Source organism: Amycolatopsis sp. NPDC114504 (assembly GCF_055633595.1).
In genome coordinates, this window is sequence record NZ_JBVKDU010000002.1 from 1,238,452 (window position 1) to 1,258,022 (window position 19,571).

The 19,571-nt window shown below is 69.8% G+C and carries 20 protein-coding genes; 10 read left to right on the forward strand and 10 right to left on the reverse strand.

What is annotated here, in order from left to right; genetic code table 11:
- Positions 1–3: 3 nt before the first annotated feature.
- Both dnaN and dnaA read right to left on the reverse strand, forming a co-directional pair.
- The gene (gene dnaN, locus ACZ7PG_RS17845; RefSeq protein ID WP_155548303.1) at positions 4–1,137 is read right to left on the reverse strand and encodes a DNA polymerase III subunit beta; all 1,134 of its coding nucleotides are present in this window, start codon (positions 1,135–1,137) and stop codon (positions 4–6) included.
- A gap of 845 nt (positions 1,138–1,982) precedes the next feature.
- Entirely contained in the window at positions 1,983–3,593 is a 1,611-nt protein-coding gene (dnaA, locus tag ACZ7PG_RS17850; RefSeq protein ID WP_470240129.1) for a chromosomal replication initiator protein DnaA, read from the reverse strand.
- 572 nt (positions 3,594–4,165) lie between these two features.
- Between dnaA and rpmH the strand changes: the two genes are divergently transcribed.
- From rpmH to ACZ7PG_RS17895, 9 genes are all read left to right on the forward strand, one after another.
- Positions 4,166–4,309: a 50S ribosomal protein L34 gene (rpmH, locus tag ACZ7PG_RS17855; protein ID WP_003082934.1), complete on the forward strand. Its 144-nt coding sequence runs from the start codon at positions 4,166–4,168 to the stop codon at positions 4,307–4,309.
- Between the two features lie 21 nt (positions 4,310–4,330).
- Positions 4,331–4,762 (forward strand): ribonuclease P protein component, encoded by a 432-nt coding sequence (gene rnpA, locus ACZ7PG_RS17860; RefSeq protein ID WP_470240130.1) that lies wholly within the window; start codon positions 4,331–4,333, stop codon positions 4,760–4,762.
- 5 nt (positions 4,763–4,767) lie between these two features.
- On the forward strand, positions 4,768–5,091 hold the full coding sequence (gene yidD / locus ACZ7PG_RS17865) for a membrane protein insertion efficiency factor YidD (protein WP_470240131.1): 324 nt from the start codon (positions 4,768–4,770) through the stop codon (positions 5,089–5,091).
- Positions 5,092–5,096: 5 nt separating this feature from the next.
- Complete coding sequence (yidC, locus tag ACZ7PG_RS17870; RefSeq protein WP_470240132.1) at positions 5,097–6,224, forward strand: membrane protein insertase YidC; 1,128 nt, start codon at positions 5,097–5,099, stop codon at positions 6,222–6,224.
- A gap of 30 nt (positions 6,225–6,254) precedes the next feature.
- Positions 6,255–6,818: a Jag family protein gene (locus ACZ7PG_RS17875; protein WP_470240133.1), complete on the forward strand. Its 564-nt coding sequence runs from the start codon at positions 6,255–6,257 to the stop codon at positions 6,816–6,818.
- A 61-nt stretch (positions 6,819–6,879) separates the two neighbouring features.
- Complete coding sequence (locus ACZ7PG_RS17880) at positions 6,880–7,206, forward strand: DUF6886 family protein (protein ID WP_470240134.1); 327 nt, start codon at positions 6,880–6,882, stop codon at positions 7,204–7,206.
- Positions 7,207–7,451: 245 nt separating this feature from the next.
- Complete coding sequence (gene rsmG, locus ACZ7PG_RS17885) at positions 7,452–8,135, forward strand: 16S rRNA (guanine(527)-N(7))-methyltransferase RsmG (RefSeq protein ID WP_470240135.1); 684 nt, start codon at positions 7,452–7,454, stop codon at positions 8,133–8,135.
- Positions 8,136–8,212: 77 nt separating this feature from the next.
- Positions 8,213–9,136 (forward strand): ParA family protein, encoded by a 924-nt coding sequence (locus ACZ7PG_RS17890; RefSeq protein WP_470240136.1) that lies wholly within the window; start codon positions 8,213–8,215, stop codon positions 9,134–9,136.
- On the forward strand, positions 9,133–10,137 hold the full coding sequence (locus ACZ7PG_RS17895) for a ParB/RepB/Spo0J family partition protein (RefSeq protein WP_470240137.1): 1,005 nt from the start codon (positions 9,133–9,135) through the stop codon (positions 10,135–10,137). The genes ACZ7PG_RS17890 and ACZ7PG_RS17895 overlap by 4 nt, the downstream gene beginning before the upstream one ends.
- Before the next feature lie 133 nt (positions 10,138–10,270).
- Here the strand turns inward: ACZ7PG_RS17895 and ACZ7PG_RS17900 are convergent, their stop codons facing one another.
- Complete coding sequence (locus ACZ7PG_RS17900) at positions 10,271–11,215, reverse strand: D-alanine--D-alanine ligase family protein (protein ID WP_470240138.1); 945 nt, start codon at positions 11,213–11,215, stop codon at positions 10,271–10,273.
- Positions 11,216–11,241: 26 nt separating this feature from the next.
- Positions 11,242–12,561: an aminotransferase-like domain-containing protein gene (locus ACZ7PG_RS17905; RefSeq protein ID WP_470240139.1), complete on the reverse strand. Its 1,320-nt coding sequence runs from the start codon at positions 12,559–12,561 to the stop codon at positions 11,242–11,244.
- A 214-nt stretch (positions 12,562–12,775) separates the two neighbouring features.
- On the opposite strand from ACZ7PG_RS17905, the gene ACZ7PG_RS17910 reads away from it, so the two are divergent.
- Positions 12,776–13,420 carry a GNAT family N-acetyltransferase gene (locus tag ACZ7PG_RS17910; protein WP_470240140.1) on the forward strand — a complete coding sequence of 215 codons (645 nt, stop codon included), beginning with the start codon at positions 12,776–12,778 and terminating at the stop codon, positions 13,418–13,420.
- Positions 13,421–13,652: 232 nt separating this feature from the next.
- Here ACZ7PG_RS17910 and ACZ7PG_RS17915 read toward each other — a convergent pair whose 3' ends face one another.
- From ACZ7PG_RS17915 to ACZ7PG_RS17940, 6 genes are all read right to left on the reverse strand, one after another.
- A complete protein-coding gene (locus tag ACZ7PG_RS17915) occupies positions 13,653–14,801 on the reverse strand; it encodes an N-acetylmuramoyl-L-alanine amidase (protein ID WP_470240141.1) in 1,149 nt (382 codons plus the stop codon).
- A gap of 269 nt (positions 14,802–15,070) precedes the next feature.
- The gene (gene trxA, locus ACZ7PG_RS17920) at positions 15,071–15,394 is read right to left on the reverse strand and encodes a thioredoxin (RefSeq protein ID WP_020642536.1); all 324 of its coding nucleotides are present in this window, start codon (positions 15,392–15,394) and stop codon (positions 15,071–15,073) included.
- A gap of 34 nt (positions 15,395–15,428) precedes the next feature.
- Positions 15,429–16,421 (reverse strand): thioredoxin-disulfide reductase, encoded by a 993-nt coding sequence (gene trxB / locus ACZ7PG_RS17925; RefSeq protein ID WP_470240142.1) that lies wholly within the window; start codon positions 16,419–16,421, stop codon positions 15,429–15,431.
- A gap of 79 nt (positions 16,422–16,500) precedes the next feature.
- The gene (locus ACZ7PG_RS17930) at positions 16,501–17,292 is read right to left on the reverse strand and encodes a hypothetical protein (RefSeq protein ID WP_470240143.1); all 792 of its coding nucleotides are present in this window, start codon (positions 17,290–17,292) and stop codon (positions 16,501–16,503) included.
- A complete protein-coding gene (gene sigM / locus ACZ7PG_RS17935; protein WP_155548287.1) occupies positions 17,289–17,912 on the reverse strand; it encodes an RNA polymerase sigma factor SigM in 624 nt (207 codons plus the stop codon). Before sigM ends, ACZ7PG_RS17930 begins: the two co-directional genes overlap by 4 nt.
- Before the next feature lie 31 nt (positions 17,913–17,943).
- The gene (locus ACZ7PG_RS17940; RefSeq protein ID WP_470240144.1) at positions 17,944–19,533 is read right to left on the reverse strand and encodes a protein kinase family protein; all 1,590 of its coding nucleotides are present in this window, start codon (positions 19,531–19,533) and stop codon (positions 17,944–17,946) included.
- Positions 19,534–19,571 lie beyond the last annotated feature (38 nt).

The window sequence follows — 19,571 nt, forward strand, 5'->3', positions numbered from 1 at the left end:
GGGTCAGCCGGGAAGGCGGACCGGCATCAGGAGGTAGAGGTAGCCGGGGACGACGTTGCCCTCGGGGTCGGCGGGCTTGATCAGCGCGGGACGGTTCGGCGTGGTGAACGTCAGCTCCGCCCGGTCGCTGTGGAGCGCGCCGAGGCCGTCGACGAGGTAACCCGGGTTGAACGCGATCGTCACCGGCTCACCTTCGTACTCGACCTGGAGCTCTTCTTCGGCGCTTCCCTCGTCGTCGCCGCCCGCGGACAACCGCAGCGTGTTGTCCCCGAACTCCAGTCGTACCTGAGTCCCCCGCTCCGCCACCAGCGAAACGCGCTTGATGCTCTCGGTGAGAGCGGACACGTCGATGACCGCGCGTGAGGTGTGCGACGCGGGCAGCAACTGGCGGTACGGCGGGAACTCCGCGTCGAGCAGGCGGGTCGTCGTGTAGCGCCCGGAACCGGACAGGCCGAGGAGGCCTTCGCCGCTGGCGAGCGCGAGGCGGATCGTGGCGCCGCTCGCGCCGAGCGTCTTGGCGGCTTCGGCGAGGGTGCGCGCCGGGACGAGCACCGCGGCGTCGGCCAGGCCCTCGGCCGGCTGCCAGGTGAACTCGCGCATGGCGAGCCGGAAGCGGTCGGTCGCGACGAGGGTCAGCGAGCTGCCGGAGATCTCGAGCCGCATGCCGGTGAGCATCGGCAGCGTGTCGTCCTTGCCCGAGGCGACGACGACCTGGGTGACGGCCTGGCCGAACGCGTCGCCGGCGAGCTCGCCCGCGAAGGCGGGCTGGGACGGCAGCTGCGGGTAGTCCTCGACCGGCATGGTCGGCAGGGAGAACCGCGCGGTGCCGCACGTGATGGTGGCGCGCGCGCCGTCGACGGAGATCTCGACCGGCTGCGCGGGCAGCGCCTTGGTGATGTCGGCGAGCAGGCGCCCGGAGACCAGCAGCCGGCCGCCGTCGGCGATCGTCGCCGGGACGCCGACCGTCGCGGAAACCTCGTAGTCGAAGCCGGAGACCGTCAGGGCGTCGGTGTCGCCGTCGGAACCGGCGTCGAGGAGCACACCGCCCAGCACTGGCACGGGAGGCCGGGAGGGGAGGCTTCTCGCCACCCACGCGACGGCGTCGGCGAGCCCGTCACGCTCGACGCGGATCTTCATGCGCCCATCCTTTCGACGACCGAGCCCCTGTCGGCTCGGGCCAGGCCTCGCTCTGGCAGGGCAGTGACCGGCTGCCCCCTCCGGCCGGTCCGCCCTCCGCTCGAGCGGCCGGAGCACGGACCAGGTGCAGGCGTCCACGTTAGGCCGTCGCGGGGGCCGCCGTCACTTCGGCCTCCCCTTGACTTTGTCGACTTGACGACAGGATCTCGCGGTTGTCCCCAACTTCGTCGATCGCCTGTTTTTATCTTTTCTCTCTTAGAAGAGATCTTAAAAGGCAGTAGCAGTAGTAAGCGTTGTGGATTGTGTGGATTGAGGTCGTTCGCGCAGGTGGGAGCACTCGCGGGCATGTGGAGAACCGTGGTGGTGGATCTGTGGGCAACTCGGGCCGTCCGTGGATGGTTTCGGGCGACCCCCGATCCGTCCACAGATCGGGCCGGTTGTCCCCACGGTTGTCCCCAGGCGTGTGGGGATCTGTACCCAGGGTCTGGGGGTGCCGGGCACGGTCCGGTTCGCTCTTCCGAGTGAGCGGGCCGTCCTGTGCACACAATGTGGGCAACCTGTGGAATCAGCGTGGACAAGGGTGTGGATTCCCTGTGGATCACCTGTGGGCGGGGTGTGGACGGATTCCGCGTCGTCGCTGATCAGGGATCTGTTGACACTGTGGGCAAACTGCCCACACCATGGGGAAACTTCCTTGTGTACAAACAATTTTGGCGAGTTTGCGAAGCGCGCGTACGCGGCTTCGCTGCTTCGCGGGCGTAGGCGTGCTTCAGACAGTCCAAAGACGACAAAGGGGCGTCCACAGTGCGTGGACGCCCCGAAGTCGTTGCGGGATAAGGGATGTGCTACTGGCGGGCGCGCTGCTTGATGCGCGACGTCAGCTCCTGCACCTGGTCGTAGATCCGCCGGCGCTCGGCCATCTCCTTGCGGATCTTCTTGTCCGCGTGCATGACGGTCGTGTGGTCGCGGCCGCCGAACGTCTGCCCGATCTTCGGCAGCGACATGTCGGTCAGCTCGCGGCAGAGGTACATCGCGATCTGGCGGGCCGTGGCGAGCGCTTTCGTCTTGCCGGGGCCGCACAGGTCGTCGAGCGTGACGTCGAAGAACTCGGAGATGACGCCCATGATGGTCGGCGCCGTGATCTCCGGGGCGTGGGAATCGGGGATCAGGTCCCGCAGCACGATCTCGGCCAGCCCGGCGTCCACCGGTTGCTGGTTCAGCGACGCGAACGCGGTGACGCGGATGAGCGCGCCTTCGAGCTCGCGGATGTTCGCTTCGACGCGCGAGGCGATGAACTCCAGGACGTCGCCCGGCACCGCCAGCCTGTCCTGCGCCGCCTTCTTGCGGAGGATCGCGATGCGCGTCTCGAGCTCGGGCGGCTGGATGTCGGTGATCAGGCCCCACTCGAACCGCGTCCGCAGCCGGTCCTCCAGCGTCTCGAGGCGCTTGGGCGGGCGGTCGGAGCTGACGACGATCTGCTTGTTCGCGTTGTGGAGGGTGTTGAAGGTGTGGAAGAACTCTTCCTGCGTACCTTCTTTGCCTTCCAGGAACTGGATGTCGTCGACGAGCAGGATGTCGATGTCGCGGTAGCGCCGCTGGAACGCGACCTTGCGGTCGTCTCGCAGCGAGTTGATGAAGTCGTTCGTGAACTCTTCGGTCGAGACGTACCGGACGCGCATGCCGGGGAAGAGGCGTTGTGCGTAGTGGCCGACCGCGTGCAGCAGGTGCGTCTTGCCGAGCCCGGACTCACCCCAGATGAAGAGCGGGTTGTACGCGCGGGCCGGCGCTTCGGCGACGGCGACCGCGGCCGCGTGCGCGAAGCGGTTGGACGCACCGATGACGAACGTGTCGAACGTGTACTTCTCGTTCAGCTTCGTCTTCGACGTCTGCGGCTGCGCCGGCGCGGTGTAGGGCTGGCCGGCGATCGGCTGGCCGGAGAACGTCGGCCAGATCTCGTGGACGGCGGCGAGCGCTTCGCCCTCTTCGTCGACCTCTTCGTCAGTGTCGTCACCGTCGTCGAGCTTCGGCCCGACGGAGTGGTGCGGGGACAGCGGCGGCGTCGGCTCGGGACGCGGCGGCGGCAGCATCGGCCCGGGACCCGGCCGCGGGACGGGCGCCGGCTCCGGGACCGCACCGTTTTCCACCCGGCTGGGTGACGGCACGTAGTGAGGAGCGGCGATCGGGGCGACGGCTTCGGTGCTGTCGACCTTCACCGCGAGCGAAATGGCGCGGCCGAGCCGCCGGGAAAGCGCTTCGGTGATCGCGCCGCGGAGACCGCGTTCGATCGCTTCCTTCGCGAAGTCGCTGGGAGCCGCCAGGAGAGCGGTGCCGTCGAGCAGGCCGATCGGGCGGGTCACGCGCATCCACGCGCGCTGCTGAGGGGACAGGGTCCCGTCGGACAGTTCGCGTACCACCTGTTCCCAGATGACGCCCAGATTGTGCTGGTGCTCCGACACCTGTTCGGCTCCCCTCCCCTCGTCGGCGTGGACGGCCGACGCCCCTGGTCACGCGGTCCGGCGCCCCTCGCGGACCGGCGTGTGCCTCGGCACAACGAATATCCACATAGTTGTCCACAGCTGTGCACTAATGTACGGCGACCCGCGGCGACGCCACCTGCGGGCTCGTCGTACGCCGGTGGGCACTCCACCACCCGGATACTCGTGCACCTCGACCGGTGACCCGAGAGAGGCACGCTAACAAGCCCCGCCCGCTGCCACAAGGCATCCTGGGTCGCAAGCATTTCACGGTGTACGGCGTGTTGCCATTCGGTGCCCCGGCGTCGACGATCTCGGCTTCGGAGCCTGGTCGCGGACCGTGGCCGAGGGGGTGCTTACCGGCCGCCCGACGGGGGTGCGTACCCTCGTAAGGTCTCCCGTATGCGACGGGTGCTATTCGCGTGCCCACGTTGTCGTCGCTCGTCGTGACGAGGCCACACGTTGGTAGGAGACACCAGAGACTGCCGTGCGCCCGCACGACACGCCAGGCGGAGGGAATTTCCTCCCGTCCGACGCGACACACAGGAGAAGCAGTGAGCAAGGGTAAGCGCACCTTCCAGCCGAACAACCGCCGCCGCGCGAAGACCCACGGGTTCCGCCTGCGCATGCGGACCCGCGCCGGCCGGGCCATCCTCGCGGGCCGCCGTCGCAAGGGCCGCGCCGCGCTGTCCGCCTGATCCGGCTCGTCGGGGCGCGCCGTGCTGCCGGCTGCCGCACGTTTGCGGCGGAGTGAGGATTTCCGCGTGGTTCTCCGTCGCGGCTCCAGGGCAGGCAGGCGCCGCCTCGTCGTCCACGCGCTGACCACGGACCCGTCCGGGGCCGCCGACGTCTCGTCGGCGGCCAGGGCGGGTTTTGTGGTGAGCAAGGCCGTCGGGAACTCGGTGGTCCGCCACCGCGTCACCCGCCGGTTGCGTCACCTCGTTTCGGCCCGGCTCGGAACCCTGCCCGCCGGCAGTGCGTTGGTCGTACGGGCATTGCCGCCGTCCGCGAGCGCGTCCAGCGCTGAACTCGCAGCCGATCTCGACGCCGCATTGCATCGACTAGGCCTGTCGTCGCGCCGTCCGGCCGGGGATGCCCCGCGCCCGACGCGTCCCGCGGACGCGGCCCCCGACCACGGATCAGCGGTGTGACCGGCATGCGAGCCACCCCCGAGCACGACCACGAAGAAGACGTCGAGACCGCGCCTCCGCGCCCCGGTCCCGTCGCGTGGGTCCTGTTGCTCCCCATCAAGCTCTACCGCAAGGCGATCTCGCCCTTCCTCCCGCCGGCATGCCGGTTCTACCCGAGCTGCAGCGCGTACGCAGTCGAAGCCCTGACCCGGCACGGTGCCGCCGGCGGCTCCTACCTCGCGCTGCGCCGGCTGCTGCGCTGCGGCCCGTGGACGCCACCCGGCCGCGACCCGGTCCCCGAGAAGTTCTCGTGGCGCTACCGCAGACCTGAAACACCGATCGAGGAGTAGCAGCAGTGCTCGATTTCATCTACTACCCCGTGTCCTTCATCCTCTGGTGTTGGCACAAGGTCTTCGGGTTCGTCTTCGGTGAAGCGACGGCGATCTCCTGGATCCTCGGCATCATCTTCCTGACGTTCACGGTCCGCGGCATCATGTTCAAGCCGTTCGTGAACCAGGTCCGGTCGATGAAGAAGATGCAGGACTTCGCGCCGGAGATGAAGAAGGTCCAGAAGAAGTACGCGAACGACCGGCAGCGCCAGGCGCAGGAGATGCAGAAGCTCCAGCGCGAACACGGCGTGAACCCGCTCGGCAGCTGCCTGCCGATGCTGCTGCAGATCCCGGTGTTCATCGGCCTGAACCACGTCCTCCGCGCGTTCACCATGCTGCCGCCCGGAGGCGGGCTGAAGACCGAGAACTACTTCTTCTCCCAGGCCGACGTCCACTCGTACGTCAGCGCGAAGCTCTTCGGCGTCAACCTCGGCGAGGCCGTCTACAACGGTGTCGGCGTCGTCAGCGGCGGCGCCGCGAACGTCGGCTTCCAGTGGGGCGTCCTCCCGGTCGCGCTGCCCCTGATGATCGTCGCCTCCATCGCCACGCACCTCACCGCGCGGCACTCGGTGGCCCGCCAGAACGCCGCGTCGGCCACCTCGCAGACCGCGATCATGAACAAGCTGACGATGTACGTGTTCCCGCTCGGTGTGCTCGTCTTCGGTGCGCTGTTCCCGCTCGGCCTCCTCTTCTACTGGCTGGCGAACAACGGCTGGACCCTGATGCAGCAGCGCCTCGTCTACACGAAGATCGACAAGGAAGAGGCGGCCCGCAAGGCGGAGGCCGCGGAGAAGCGCGCGTCGCTCGGCCCGAAGCCGGGGCAGAAGCCGGCCGCGCCGAAGGTCGGTCAGAAGCCGGTCCAGCAGCGGAAGAACCAGCCCGCGCAGGGCGGCTCGCAGAAGAAGGTCACGAAGGCGGGCTCGGCCCACGGCTTCGCCCAGACCTCGGCGCCCTCGGCCGCGGCCGAGCCGGCGAAGGCGGCGGACGTGACCCCGGCGGAGACGAACGGCCAGAACGGCTCGAAGGACAACGGCACTGGGGTGCCGGGCCTTCTCAAAGACTCGACCAGGAAGTCGGGCCGGAAGCGCCGCTGAGGCGCGACCGGTTCGGAGAGGAGACGAATGATGTCGGAGACGATCGACACGATCGAAGCCGATCAGGACGACGTGACCCCGGAGCCGGCCGCTTCCGCGGACGCGGTGGACGAGCAGAAGGCGGGCGGTGACGACGTCCTCGTCCAGGAGGGCGACATCGCCGGCGACTACCTCGAGCGACTGCTGGACCTGCTCGACTACGACGGCGACATCGACCTGGACGTCGAAGCCGGCCGGGCGATCGTGAGCATCGACGGCGGCGAGGACCTCGAGAAGCTCGTCGGCCCCCGCGGCACGGTGCTCGAGGCGTTGCAGGAGCTGACCCGCCTCGCGGTCCAGCAGGAGACCGGATCCCGCAGCCGGCTGATGCTGGACATCGCGGGCTGGCGCGCGGACCGTCGCGAGGAGCTGCGCGAGCTCGGCCGCTCCACGGCGGAGTCGGTCCTCCAGAGCGGCGAGCGGGTGCGGCTGCAGCCGATGAGCCCGTTCGAGCGCAAGGTGGTCCACGACGCGGTGGCGACGGTCGCGGGCGTCACGAGCGAGAGCGAGGGCGAGGACCCGAAGCGCCGCGTGGTGATCTTCCCGGAGTCCTGAGTCCCGGTTTTCCGAAGCGGCCCCACTTGACCAAGTCAGGTGGGGCCGCTTCTTTGTGTGCATGCGCCCGGCACCCGATGAGGTCCTCCACTTCTCGGAGGATCCGACGATCACGCGCTTCGCTCCTCACGTCGCGGCGACGGCCCAGCAACCGGAGGCGTACGTCTGGGCGGTCGACGCCACGCGGGCGCCGGATTACTGGTTCCCGCGGCAGTGCCCTCGCGCGCTGGCTTGGGTCATGCCGGCGACGTCCACGGCGGCCCGGTCGTGTCTCGGCGTCGATTGGGTGTACGCGATCGAGTACGGCTGGCTCGCGGCTCTGCAGTCGGTGCGGTTGTACGCGCCGCGGTTCGCGGCGTCGTCGTTCCGATCGTTCGGCGAGCTTTAGCGGGATCCGGCCGCGGAACGCTCAGCCGCGGCCGAGCGAATTACACGCTTGATGTTTCACGTGGAACGGGTCGCCCGCTGAGACGATCCTCGGGGTCGTCGTTTCACGTGGAACCATCCACCGAAGGGCGGCCGGCCGAGTGGAGTTGTCCACATCTGCGGTCTGTCGGCTCGTTTTCGACTCGACATCAGGGACAATCGAACGAGCGCGTTTCACGTGAAACGCGCGGACGAGGAGTAGACGGAGTGAGCTTGGAGCAGGCCGCGGTGGCGGTGCGCGCCGCGGCGGAGCGAGTGTTCGGTGAGCGCGTGGACCAAGCCGCTGGGTACGTCGAACTCCTGGAGCGCCACGGTGTGGAGCGCGGGTTGATCGGGCCGCGGGAGGTCGAGCGGCTGTGGGAGCGGCACGTCCTCAACTCGGCCGTCATCGGTGAGCAGATGCCCGAGGGTGCCCGCGTCGTCGATGTCGGGTCGGGTGCCGGGCTTCCGGGAGTACCGCTCGCGATCGCGCGGCCGGACCTCGATATCGTCTTGCTTGAACCGATGGCTCGCCGGGTGGACTGGCTGGCCGAGGTGGCCGAGAAGCTGGAACTCCCGATCACCATCGTCCGTGGACGCGCGGAGGAGCGGTCTGTGCGCGAGCAGCACGGTGGCGCCGACATCGTCACCGCTCGCGCGGTCGCCCCGCTCGCCCGGCTCGCGGACTGGTGTCTGCCGCTCGTCCGGTCCGATGGCTTCCTGGTCGCCCTCAAGGGCGCCAGCGCGGCGGAGGAGATCGAACGGGACGGCGCCGCCATCCGCAAGGCCGGCGGGGCCGCCCCACTGATTGTCGAATGCGGTGCCGCAGTACTAGAGGTCCCCAGCACGGTCGTGAAGATCCGTCGCCTCCCGACGGCAGCCAAGCCGAAGGCACGGAGCAAGAAGCGTTAACGGGCCGCGGTGTTCCACGTGAAACGACGCGACTCGACCACCGACCAGACGTCTATATGGAGGAGGTGTCGAGACCGGTGAATCCCCCGCCGTCCGACTCCACGGAGACCAGCCACGACGTGGGCTGGACGCCGATCGCCGAAGAAGCCGCCCGCGCCGCGCGTCTGCTGCACCCGGAGCGGACACTCCCCCGGCCCGGCCACCGTCGCGTGCTGACTGTCGCCAACCAGAAGGGTGGCGTCGGCAAGACCACGAGCACGGTCAACCTCGCCGCCGCGCTCGCCGTCCACGGGCTCAAGACACTCGTGGTCGACCTCGACCCACAGGGCAACGCGAGCACCGCGCTCGACGTCGACCACCGGTCCGGGACGCCGTCCATCTACGAAGTGCTGATCGGTGAGGTGACGCTCGCGGAGGCGGCGCAGCCCACCGAGCAGTCCCCCAACCTCTTCTGCGTCCCCGCGACGATCGACCTCGCCGGCGCCGAGATCGAGCTCGTCTCGATGGCGTCCCGCGAGTCCCGGCTCAAGGAGGCCATCTCCTCGGAGATCCTCAACGAGATCGGCGTCGACTACGTCTTCATCGACTGCCCGCCGTCGCTCGGCCTGCTGACGGTCAACGCGATGGTCGCCGCGCAGGAGGTGCTCATCCCGATCCAGTGCGAGTACTACGCGCTCGAAGGGCTCGGGCAGCTGCTGAGCAACATCGAGCTCGTGCAGCAGCACCTCAACCGCGAGCTCCGCGTCTCGACGATCCTCCTCACCATGTACGACGGCCGGACCAAGCTGGCCGACCAGGTGACGAACGAGGTGCGGAACCACTTCGGCGACACGGTCCTCAAGACGGTCATCCCCCGCAGCGTGAAGGTCTCCGAGGCGCCCGGGTACGGCCAGACCGTGCTCGCTTACGATCCTGGTTCGCGCGGTGCGATGAGCTACGTCGACGCGGCGAAGGAGATCGCCGAGCGCGGCGCACAGATGGAGAAGGGTAGTTCGACATGACGGAGCGCAGAGGAGGGCTGGGGCGCGGCCTCGCCGCCCTCATCCCGACGGGGCCGGCGACCGGCAGCGGCCCGCTGCCGGCACCCGCTGACGGCGCTGCGGCGGACAAGAAGGCGGCCGAAGACAAGGGCTGGTTCGCGGCCAACGGGCAGGCGAAGCAGCACAGCGGTGAAGTCGCCGGTGCGGTCTACCGCGAGATCCCGGTCGGTGCGATCAAGCCCAACCCGAAGCAGCCGCGGCTGTCCTTCGACGAAGAGGCGCTCGCCGAACTCGAGCACTCGATCCGCGAGTTCGGGCTCATGCAGCCCATCGTCGTCCGCGAGCTCGGGAACGACGAGTACGAGCTCGTCATGGGCGAGCGGCGGCTGCGCGCGTCGCAGCAGGCGGAGCTCGAAGCGATCCCGGCGATCGTCCGGCAGACCGCCGACGAGTCGATGCTGCGCGACGCGCTCCTTGAGAACATCCACCGCGTCCAGCTGAACCCGCTCGAAGAGGCGGCGGCGTACCAGCAGCTGCTCGACGAGTTCGCCGTCACGCACGAGGAGCTGGCGAGCCGCATCGGCCGCAGCCGGCCGGTCATCACCAACACGATCCGGCTCCTCAAGCTCCCCCTGCCGGTGCAGCGCCGGGTGGCCGCGGGCGTCCTGTCCGCCGGCCACGCCCGCGCGTTGCTGTCGCTGGAGGACGCCGACAGTCAGGAAGAGCTCGCCGCGCGCATCATCGCGGAAGGCATGTCGGTGCGGGCGACCGAGGAAGCCGTCACGCTCAAGAAGAGCGAGAAGCCGGCCAAGCCGAAGCCCGCGGCGCGCAAGCCGATCCAGGCGCCGGGGTTGCAGGAGCTCGCGAACCGCCTCTCGGACCGGTTCGACACCCGCGTGAAGGTCGACCTCGGCCGCCGCAAGGGCCGGATCACGCTCGAGTTCGGCTCGGTCGACGACCTCGAACGCATCGTCGCGATCATCGACGCGAATGGGGCGAATCAGACACCGGAAACCGATTAGGGATCACCCCAGGGTGTTTCGTCACGGTGATGATTGCTCCACGCGGTCGCGACGTTCACATCCAGTGATGATCAGTCGCGACACGAAAAAGGCCGCCACGGACGTTCCGAGGCGGCCTTTCGCGTGAGCGGGGTCAGCGAGAAATCGCGCGACCGATCAGTTCGGCGAACACCGCGCCGAGCGACTTGCCCGCCGCTTCGATCGCCATCGGGACCGTCGACGTCTCGGTGAGACCCGGCGACGGGTTCACTTCGAGGAAGTGAACGGTGCCGTCCGCCGTGACGACCGCATCGGTGCGGGAGATGTCCCGCAGCCCGAGCACGCGGTGCGCGGCGACGGCGAGTTCGGCCACCGCCTTGGCCGCGGCGTCGTCGAGCCGGGCCGGGGTGAAGAAGTCGGTGAGGCCGGCGGTGTAGCGGGCCGTGTAGTCGTACACGCCGCTCTCCGGGACGATCTCGACCGCGGGGAGGGCCTCGGGGCCGTCCTCGCCCTCGATGACCGTCACGGCCACCTCGACGCCGTCCACGAACCGCTCGGCGAGCACCGTGTCGCCGTACGCGAAGCAGCCGACCATCGCCGCCGGCAGTTCGGCCGCCTCGCGGACCACCTGGGTGCCGAGCGCCGAGCCGCCCTGGTCGGGCTTGAGGATCAGCGGCAGGCCGAGCTGCTCGACCATCGCGTCGAGCACCGCCTGGGCGCCGAGCTCGCGGAACGTGCTGTGCGGCAGCACCACCCAGCCCGGCGTCACGAACCCGGCGTTCTCGACGAGCGCCTTGGCCGTCGGCTTGTCCCACGCGCGGCGGCAGCCCTGGGAGCCCGTGCCGACGAACGGCACCTCCAGCATCTCCAGCACCGTCTGCACCGAGCCGTTCTCGCCCTCACCGCCGTGCAGGGCGACGACCACCGCGTCCGGCCGCTGGGTGCGCAAGCGCTCCAGCAGCCCCGCGTCGGTGTCCCACTCCTCGATGCCGAGGCCTTCGGACTTCAGCGCCGCGGAGAGCCGTCGCCCGGACCTCAGCGAGACGTCGCGTTCGTGCGAAAGCCCGCCGGCGAGCACGGCAACGGTACGGTCGACCACCGTGGAAACTCCTTAAATAAGAAGAACTAGACCGTGTCCGGGGACGGGTTCTGCGGCCCCTGGATCTGGCGCGCGCTCACGTTACCGAAGGTGCGGGCCAGGTCCATTTCAGACTCCAGCACGGCGGCCAGCCGCCGCACGCCCTCACGGATCCGCTCCGGCGTCGGGTAGCAGTAGGACAGCCGCATCTGGCGGCTGCCGAACCCGTCGGCGTAGAAGCCGGTTCCGGACGCGTACGCCACCCGCGCGGTCACCGCGCGCGGCAGCATCGCCTTCGTGTCGACGCCTTCCGGCACCGTCACCCAGACGTAGAACCCGCCGTCGGGCTTGTTCCACGAGCACCCCGCGGGCAGGTACTGCTCCATCGCGGACAGCATCGCGTCGCGCCGGTCGCGGTAGTTCTCGCGGAACTTCTTGATCTGGCCCTTCCAGTCGTGCGTGGTCAGGTAGCGCGAGACGATCATCTGGTTGAACGTCGGCGGGCAGAGCGTCGCCGACTCCGCGGCCAGCACGAGCTTCTCGCGCACGGCGTGCGGCGCGAGCACCCAGCCGACGCGCAGGCCGGAGGCGAACGTCTTCGAGAACGAACCGAGGTACACGACGTTGTCGGCGTCGGTCGAGCGCAGCGCCGGGTACGTCTGGCCGTCGAAGCCGAGCAACCCGTACGGGTTGTCTTCCACGACCAGGACGCCGTGGTCGCGGCAGATCTCCAGGATCTCCGCGCGCCGCTCGACGGCCAGCGTGACGCCGGCGGGGTTGTGGAAGTTCGGGATCGTGTACAGGAACTTGACCCGGCGGCCGGCCTTCTCCGTCTGCGTGAGCGCCTCGCGCAGGAGCTCCGGCACCAGGCCCTTGTCGTCCATCGCCACGTGCACGACCTGCGCCTGGTACGCGGCGAACGAGCCCAGCGCGCCGACGTACGACGGGCCTTCGGCGATGACGACGTCACCCGGGTCGCAGAAGAGCCGCGTGACCATGTCCAGGCCCATCTGGGAGCCGACGGTCACCACGACGTCGTCCGGGTGGGCCTTGATGCCCTCCAGCGCCATGATTTCGCAGATCTGCTCGCGCAGCACCGGGACGCCGTGCGCCGAGCCGTACTGCAGGGCGACGAGCCCGTCTTCGGCGATGATCTCCGCCACCTGCGCCGACAGCGTGTCGAGCGGGAGCGCGGCCAGGTTCGGCATGCCGCCGGCCAACGAGACGACCTCGGGCCGGCTGGCCACCGCGAACAGTGCCCGGATCTCGGAGGCGGTCATCCCGGCGGTGCGCGCGGCGTACCGCTCGAGGTGCGGGTCGAGGTTCTGGCGGCCGCTGTGCGGCTTGCTGGGGCGGTTCTCGGTCATCGACGATTCACCCGGGGCTCGATGGACAGGACTGCTTGTTCTGGGGCACGGCAGATCCAGTCGAGTGTAACCGGGCACCCATCCGGTACCCCTGGCCTTTCGGTGCTCGTCACATCCGCCTATCCTCGACGAGGGCTCCCGTGTCGTGCCGTGGTCAATCGCGGCTCGACGACCGGGCAGCCGGTCGGGAGCAGCAGGTCAGGGGAGGTCGCGAGTGTCACGTCGCGTCGTGGGCGTCACACTGGACAACCTGGAGCACCTGCCGAAGAGCTGCCGCCAGTGCGTTTACTGGGAGCTGGCCCCGCACCTGAAGAACCAGGCCGAGGAGTTCGGCGCCACCGAGGTCGAGAAGGAAGCCTGGGTCTCGAGCGTGCTGCTCGAGTGGGGTTCCTGCGGCCGCATCGTCTACAGCGACACGTTGCCGGTCGGGTTCGTGCTGTACGCCCCGCCGAACGCCGTCCCGCGGTCGCTGGCCTTCCCGACGTCCCCGCCGAGCGCGGACGCGGTCCTGCTGACGGCGTTCCAGGTGCTCCCGGAGTTCCGCGGCGGCGGCCTCGGCCGGATGCTCGTCCAGGCGGTCGCCAAGGACCTGACGAAACGCGGCGTCCGCGCGATCGAGGCGTTCGGTGACGCGCGTCCCGAGGAGTCGGACCCCGACGGCGGGCACAGCTGCGTGCTGCCGTCGGCGTTCCTGCAGAGCGTCGGCTTCAAGACCGTCCGCCCGCACCAGAAGTGGCCGCGCCTGCGCCTGGAGCTGCGCTCGGCGATCACCTGGAAGGAAGACGTCGAGGCGGCGCTGGAGCGGCTGCTCGGCCAGGTGACGATCACCACCGCCGAGCCGAGTCTCGGCCGCGCCTGAGCCGCATCTCCGCACGAGACCGCAAACGTTTGCGCCGTCGTCCTGACGCGCTCGCACGACGGATTCCGTCGCGTGTGGACGGCTGTGGAAGAAGTGCCGAGTTATCCACAGAGCGCTGATAGGAGCGGTGGACAAGCTGTGGAGAACTGCCCCGAAACCTGGGGACGCACAGGCTGCGTCCCCAGGGGTGGTGGGGCAGGTGAAGGTGAGCCGCTAGGGGTTGTGGTCGGCCCTATTCGGCTTTGGCCAGCTCGTGCGCCAGGACGTCGGCGAACGTGAACGTTCCCGTCGGCTGGTCGCCTTCGCCGAGCAGATACAGGCGCTTGACGGCGATCAGGATGCCCTCGGCGACGATGTCGCGGAACGCCGGGTCGCCGAGCTTGCGGGCGTCGTCCGGGTTCGTCAGGTAGCCGATCTCGACCCGGACCGCCGGGCAGCGGGTGCGGGTGAAGATGTCCCACGACTTGTAGTGCGTGCGGTTGTCCTGCAGGCCCGTGCGGGCCGCGACCTCACGCTGGATGAAGCCGGCCAGCAGCTCGCCCACGGTCGACGTCGTGCCGTTGCCGTTGCCGAAGTGGAAGCTCGCGACACCCTGCGCGCGCGGCGACGGGTTCTTGTCGCTGTGCAGCGAGAGGAACAGGTCCGCGCCCGCGTCGTTGGCGAACTTGGCCCGCTCCAGCTCGGTCGGGCTGTGATTCGGGCCGCGGGAGATCAGCGCCTCCATGCCCGTGGCCTTCATCCGGCCTTCCAGACGACGCGCGAGGTCCCACGCGATGTCGGCCTCACGCAGGCCGCCGGCGACCACACCGAGGTCGTCACCGCCGTGGCCGGGGTCGATCACGATGCGCTTGCCGCGCAGTCGCGGACCGGCCTGGCGCACCTGCTCCTGCTCGCGCAGGAACACGGGGCGGCCGCCCCGGGCCCGCGGCGAGGACAGGCGGTGCAGCTCACGGATGGTCGCGGGACCGCACATGCCGTCCGGCGTCAGGCGCATGTCGCGCTGGAACGTCTTGAGCGCGCGCTCGGTCGCCGGGCCGAAGTAGCCGTCCGGGCGGCCGGCGTCGAAGCCGAGCTCCGTGAGCCGCTCCTGCAGCGTGAAGACGTCGTCGCCGTGCACCGGCGACGCGATCATGTAGGACAGCGGGCGGCTGCCCAGGTGGTAGCTGGCGCCCTTGAGCGCCTGGAAGGTCGCCGGACCCACGATGCCGTCGGTCATCAGCCCACGGCGCTGCTGGAAGGCACGGACGGCGTGCTCGACGGCGACGTCGAACGTGTCGTAGTCGTCGGTACCGGTGACCGGCGGGAGCAGGTCCATCCCGGCCAGGATGGACCTGATCTCGGCGACGTCCGGACCGGCGTCACCGCGGCGGAGTACCCGCATGCACTCCTCGCTCTTTCCTAAGGCACCCAGGGGCTCGGTGCGTGGCAAGAAAACCTTCGCTGGGACGGGCCCAGGTCCTCTATTGTGCCTTGCCAACTCTCGGTGACAGCGCAGGCCCGGTAGGTGCGTCAAGAGCCCGATCGTGGCGCACCCCCGGTGGCCCTCGTCACGCTCGATTCACCCACACGGGCGGGATTACCCCGAACGACGACGGACCCGGGTCCGCGAGAGGGTTCTCGCAGGCCCCGGGTCCGCCGGGCTTGTTCGGTTCAGAGGACGTCGGCGAGATCCGACAGCAGCGCGGCCTTCGGCTTGGCGCCCACGATCTGCTTCACCGGCTTGCCGCCCTGGAACAGAATCAGCGTCGGGATGGACATCACCTGGTAGTCACGCGGCGTGTTCGGGTTCTCGTCGATGTCGATCTTGGCGATGGTCAGCTTCTCGCCGTTCTCGGCCGCGATCTCCTCGAGCACCGGGGCGACCATCTTGCACGGCCCGCACCAGGTGGCCCAGAAGTCGACCAGAACCGGCTTCTCGCTGGTCAGGACCTCGTCGACGAACGTCGCGTCGGTCACCTTCACGGTGTTGGACATGGTTTCTCCTTCAGGTTGGTCGAAAGCCGGAAAGTCAGTTGGTGCTCGCGCCGTAGCCGCCGCCGACCAGCTCGGGCGCTTCGTGGGCGTCCGGGTCGCCGTGCTCCGCCAGCCAGCGTTCCGCGTCGATGGCGGCGCTGCACCCGGAACCCGAGGCGGTGATCGCCTGCCGGTAGGTGCGGTCCACCAGGTCACCGGCCGCGAAGACGCCGTCGAGGCTCGTGTACGACGTCCGGCCCTGGGTGACGACGTAGCCGTCCTCGTCCAGCTCGACCTGCCCGCGCACCAGCTCGCTGCGGGGATCGTGCCCGATCGCGACGAAGAAGCCCGACACGTCCAGCGTCGACTCCGAACCGTCCTTCGTGTCCTTCAGCTGCAGACCCTCGACCTTGCCGTCGCCGACCACGCCGGTGATCTGCGTGTTCAGCTTCCACTTGATCTTCTCGTTCGCGCGGGCGCGCTCGAGCATGATCTTGGACGCGCGGAACTCGTCGCGCCGGTGGACGACCGTGACGGACTTCGCGAACTTCGTCAGGAAGGTCGCCTCCTCCATCGCCGAGTCGCCACCGCCGGCGACCACGATGTCGTGGTCGCGGAAGAAGAAGCCGTCACAGGTCGCACACGCCGAGACACCGCGCCCGAGCAGCTCCTGCTCGCCGGGCACGTTCAAGTACCGCGCCGCGGCACCCATCGCGAGGATGACCGCGCGGGCGGCGTAGCGCTTGCCGTTCGCGGTGACGTACTTGACGTCCCCGCTCAGCTCCAGCGACTCGACGTCCTCCGCGCGCAGCTCCGCACCGAAACGCTCGGCCTGCTTGCGCATTTCCTCCATCAGGTCCGGACCCATGATGCCGTCGCGGAACCCGGGGAAGTTCTCGACCTCGGTCGTCGTCATCAACGCGCCGCCGAACTGCGTGCCCTCGAACACCAGCGGTTCCAGCTGGGCCCGTGCCGCATAAACGGCAGCGGTGTATCCGGCAGGACCCGACCCGACGATGATCAGGTTCCTGATTTCCTCGGCAGCCACCCGTGACCTCCGCTCGTAGTGACCCGTGTACCAGGCTCAACACGATCGTAGGTGGCCATGTTCCCAGCCGTGACAGCCGCTACTTCTCCCCGACGACCTTGTCGAACAGGACGGCCGGATTCCCCGGTCCGCAGTCCGCGCCGAAGGCCACGAGCCGGAACTGGGCGAGCTTGCCGGTGGTCAGGATGATCATGACGCCGGACTTGCCGCCGACGTTGACCGGGCGGATGCCCTCCGGCCGGACCTTCGGGTCGAGACCGGCGGCCGCGATGCACGCGTCCAGCTTGTCCTCGGTCCGCAACGGGCCGAAGTCGCGGACGCCGACGGCCTTGCCGATCAGCGCCTGCGCGCCGCTGCCGTCGCTGCCGACCGTCGGTCCGGACGGCGGCGGGGCCGCGACGTTCGGGGTGCCGGTCGGCTGGGACGTGCCCGGGATCGCGATCGTCACGGCGACGACCGCCGCCGCGGCCGCGGTCAGGATGCCGGCGGCCCAGCCGAGCCGCTTGTTCCGGCGCCGCCGGGCCGCCGCGAGGTCCACCACCTGGGCGTCCCCGGACCCGGCCGCCCGCGGTGCCTGCGTGGCTCCGCGGGAAGGAAAGGCGGCGGCTGCTTCGGCGGCCAGCGCCGCGTCGAGCCGGGCCGCGAACTCGGCCGGCATCGGCGGGGCCGGTGCGTCGGCGAGCGAAGCCAGATCGGACTGCGTCGCGTCGAGGGCGTCCAGGATCGCGCGGGCTTCGGGGTCGGCGTCGACCAGCGGCCACAGCTCCGCCGCCTGAGCGTCGTCCAGGACACCGGCGTGGAGATCGGCGAGCACGTCGACAGACCAGGGCGGACCGACGGTCCCCCCGATCCCCCGGCTTTCGTCCGTCATCGTCCCTCCCCGCTACCCGGCTGACGCCCGGCCCGTTTGCTTTCGTGAGTTGGGACGTTCGCAATCGCATCGGGGTTCCGCAGGTGTCCGAGAACCTTCGCGAGTTTTCCGCGGCCCCGGGCACACCGGCTCTTCACGGTGCCTTCGGCGATACCCAGCATCTTCGCCGTCTCGGCGACGGAGTAACCCTCGACGTCGACGAGCAGGATCGGGGCGCGCTGGTCCTCGGGCAGCTGGTCCAGCGCCTCGCGGACGAGCAGGCTCGTCTCCCGTTCGGCCATCGAGTCACGCGGGGTGGCGGGCTCGTTGAAGCCGGTTTCGGGCAGCGGCACGGTCGGGCGCGCCTGCCGGCGGCGGATCCGGTCGAGGCAGGCGTTCACCACGATCCGGTGCAGCCAGGTCGTGACCTGCGACTCCGCGCGGAACTTGCCGGCGGCGCGGAAGGCTGAGATGAACGCGTCCTGCAACGCGTCGGCGGCCTCTTCCGGGTCGCGGACCGTGCGCAGGGCCACCGCCCACATGCGGTCGCGATGTCGCTGGACGAGTTCGCTGAACGCATGAGGGTCCCCCGCGGCGTGAGCCGCTATCAGATCCGCATCCGTGGGAGCTGCAGCTGTCACCCGCAAGAGCCTACTGACCCGGTCGGGCGCGTCACCCCGCAGGCAGGAAGCTCAGGTCGGCGATTTCGGTCTGGAACTTCCCGTCTTCGCCACCCAATGAGGTGATCCAGACGATGAAGTACTCGCCCTGCGTCGGCTGGGCCAGCGGGATCGTCGTGTCGCCGTCCTTGAGGTCGCCGTTGCCGACGACCTTCGTGTCGGCGAAGTCCGGGTTCTTCTCGGTCGCCGAGCGGATCTCGACCTTGGTGCCCGCGGTGCCGCCCACGACCTGCACCTGGCTGAGGTTGATCGGGTCCTTGAAGGTGACGACCAGCCCGACACCCGGCTTGATGGCCGGGAACTGCTGCTTGTACTGCTCGGTGCGCCACTGCGTCTCGGCCTTGCCGTCGGTCGCGTACTTCGCCCGCGCGGTGTTGTCGCCCTTGCCCTCGGGGTTGTAGACCGCGACGGCCTGCGGCTTCACCGCGGCACCCACGGCGGGCGACGGCGGCGGGGCCGGCTGGCTCGACGCGGGCGGCTGCCCGGCGGGCTGGCTCGACGCCGGCGGCGCGGCGACGTTGATCGTCGGCCCGCTCGCCTTGGAGTCGCCCTGGAAGACGTTGATCAGCATCAGCCCGCCCCAGGCGAGGATGACGACGGTCGCGACCACCAGCACGGTGACGCCGAGCGCGAGCTTGCGCCGCCGCGCGACGTCCTTGACCGGCTTCTTCGTCGTCCAGACCGTGCCTTCACCCTCGGCGGCCTCGCCGCCGACGGCCTTGATCAGCTGGGTGCGCTCCTCTTCCTCGGCCACCTGGTCGAGCATCCGGAGGATGGCCGCGCTGGTGCGGATGCCGCCGTTGCCGCCGTCCTCGATCGTGCGCACGGCCAGCGACGACAGGTCGGCGGGCACGGTGGGGATGAGCTGCCGCGGCGGGACGATCCGCCCCTGCGGCGTGGTCGGGGCCGGCTGGATCGCGGGCGGGCCGCCGGGCAGCGCCCAGCGGCCGGTCAGCAACAGGTAGAGAACCGCGCCGAGCGCCTTGACGTCGTCGCGCAGCGTCGCCTCCGGCAGCGGGCCGGGGAACGCGAGCTTCAGCGCGCCGTTCGGCGTCAGCCGCAGCCGCTGGGGGTGGTCGAGCCCGAGCACGAGCCCGTTCTGGTGGGCCTGTTCGACGGCTTCGGCCAGCGCCTGCACCATCCGCGCGGCCGCGGCGGGCGCCACCGGCCGCTGCGCGACGAGGTCGACCAGGTCGCTGCCCTTGGTCCACTCCGCGACGACGACGCCGAGCAGGCCTTCGCTGGAGGTGATGCCGCTGCCGAGGGCGAGCACGTCGAGCACGCGCGCGACGCCGCCGTGGCCGAACTTGGACGCGTGGGTCGCGCGTTCGAGGGTGCGCCGCGCGAGCCGCGCGGCTTCCGGGTCGGCCGGGTCGCCGACCAGCAGGGTCAGCGCGACGTCCCGCTTCAGCTGCCCGTCACGGGCACGCCAAAGGTGCGCGTCACCCCGCTCGTCCACGCCGAACTGCGCGAGGAGGCGGTAGCGGCCGTCGCCGACCACGCGCCCGGGGGCCAGCGATCCGACCTGGGCCTTGCCCACGTGGTTCGCACCCCCCGCCTGTTCGCTCCGCCTCGTGTCCACCCGCACTCTCCCGTTAGCTCCCCGCACCAAGGTTACCC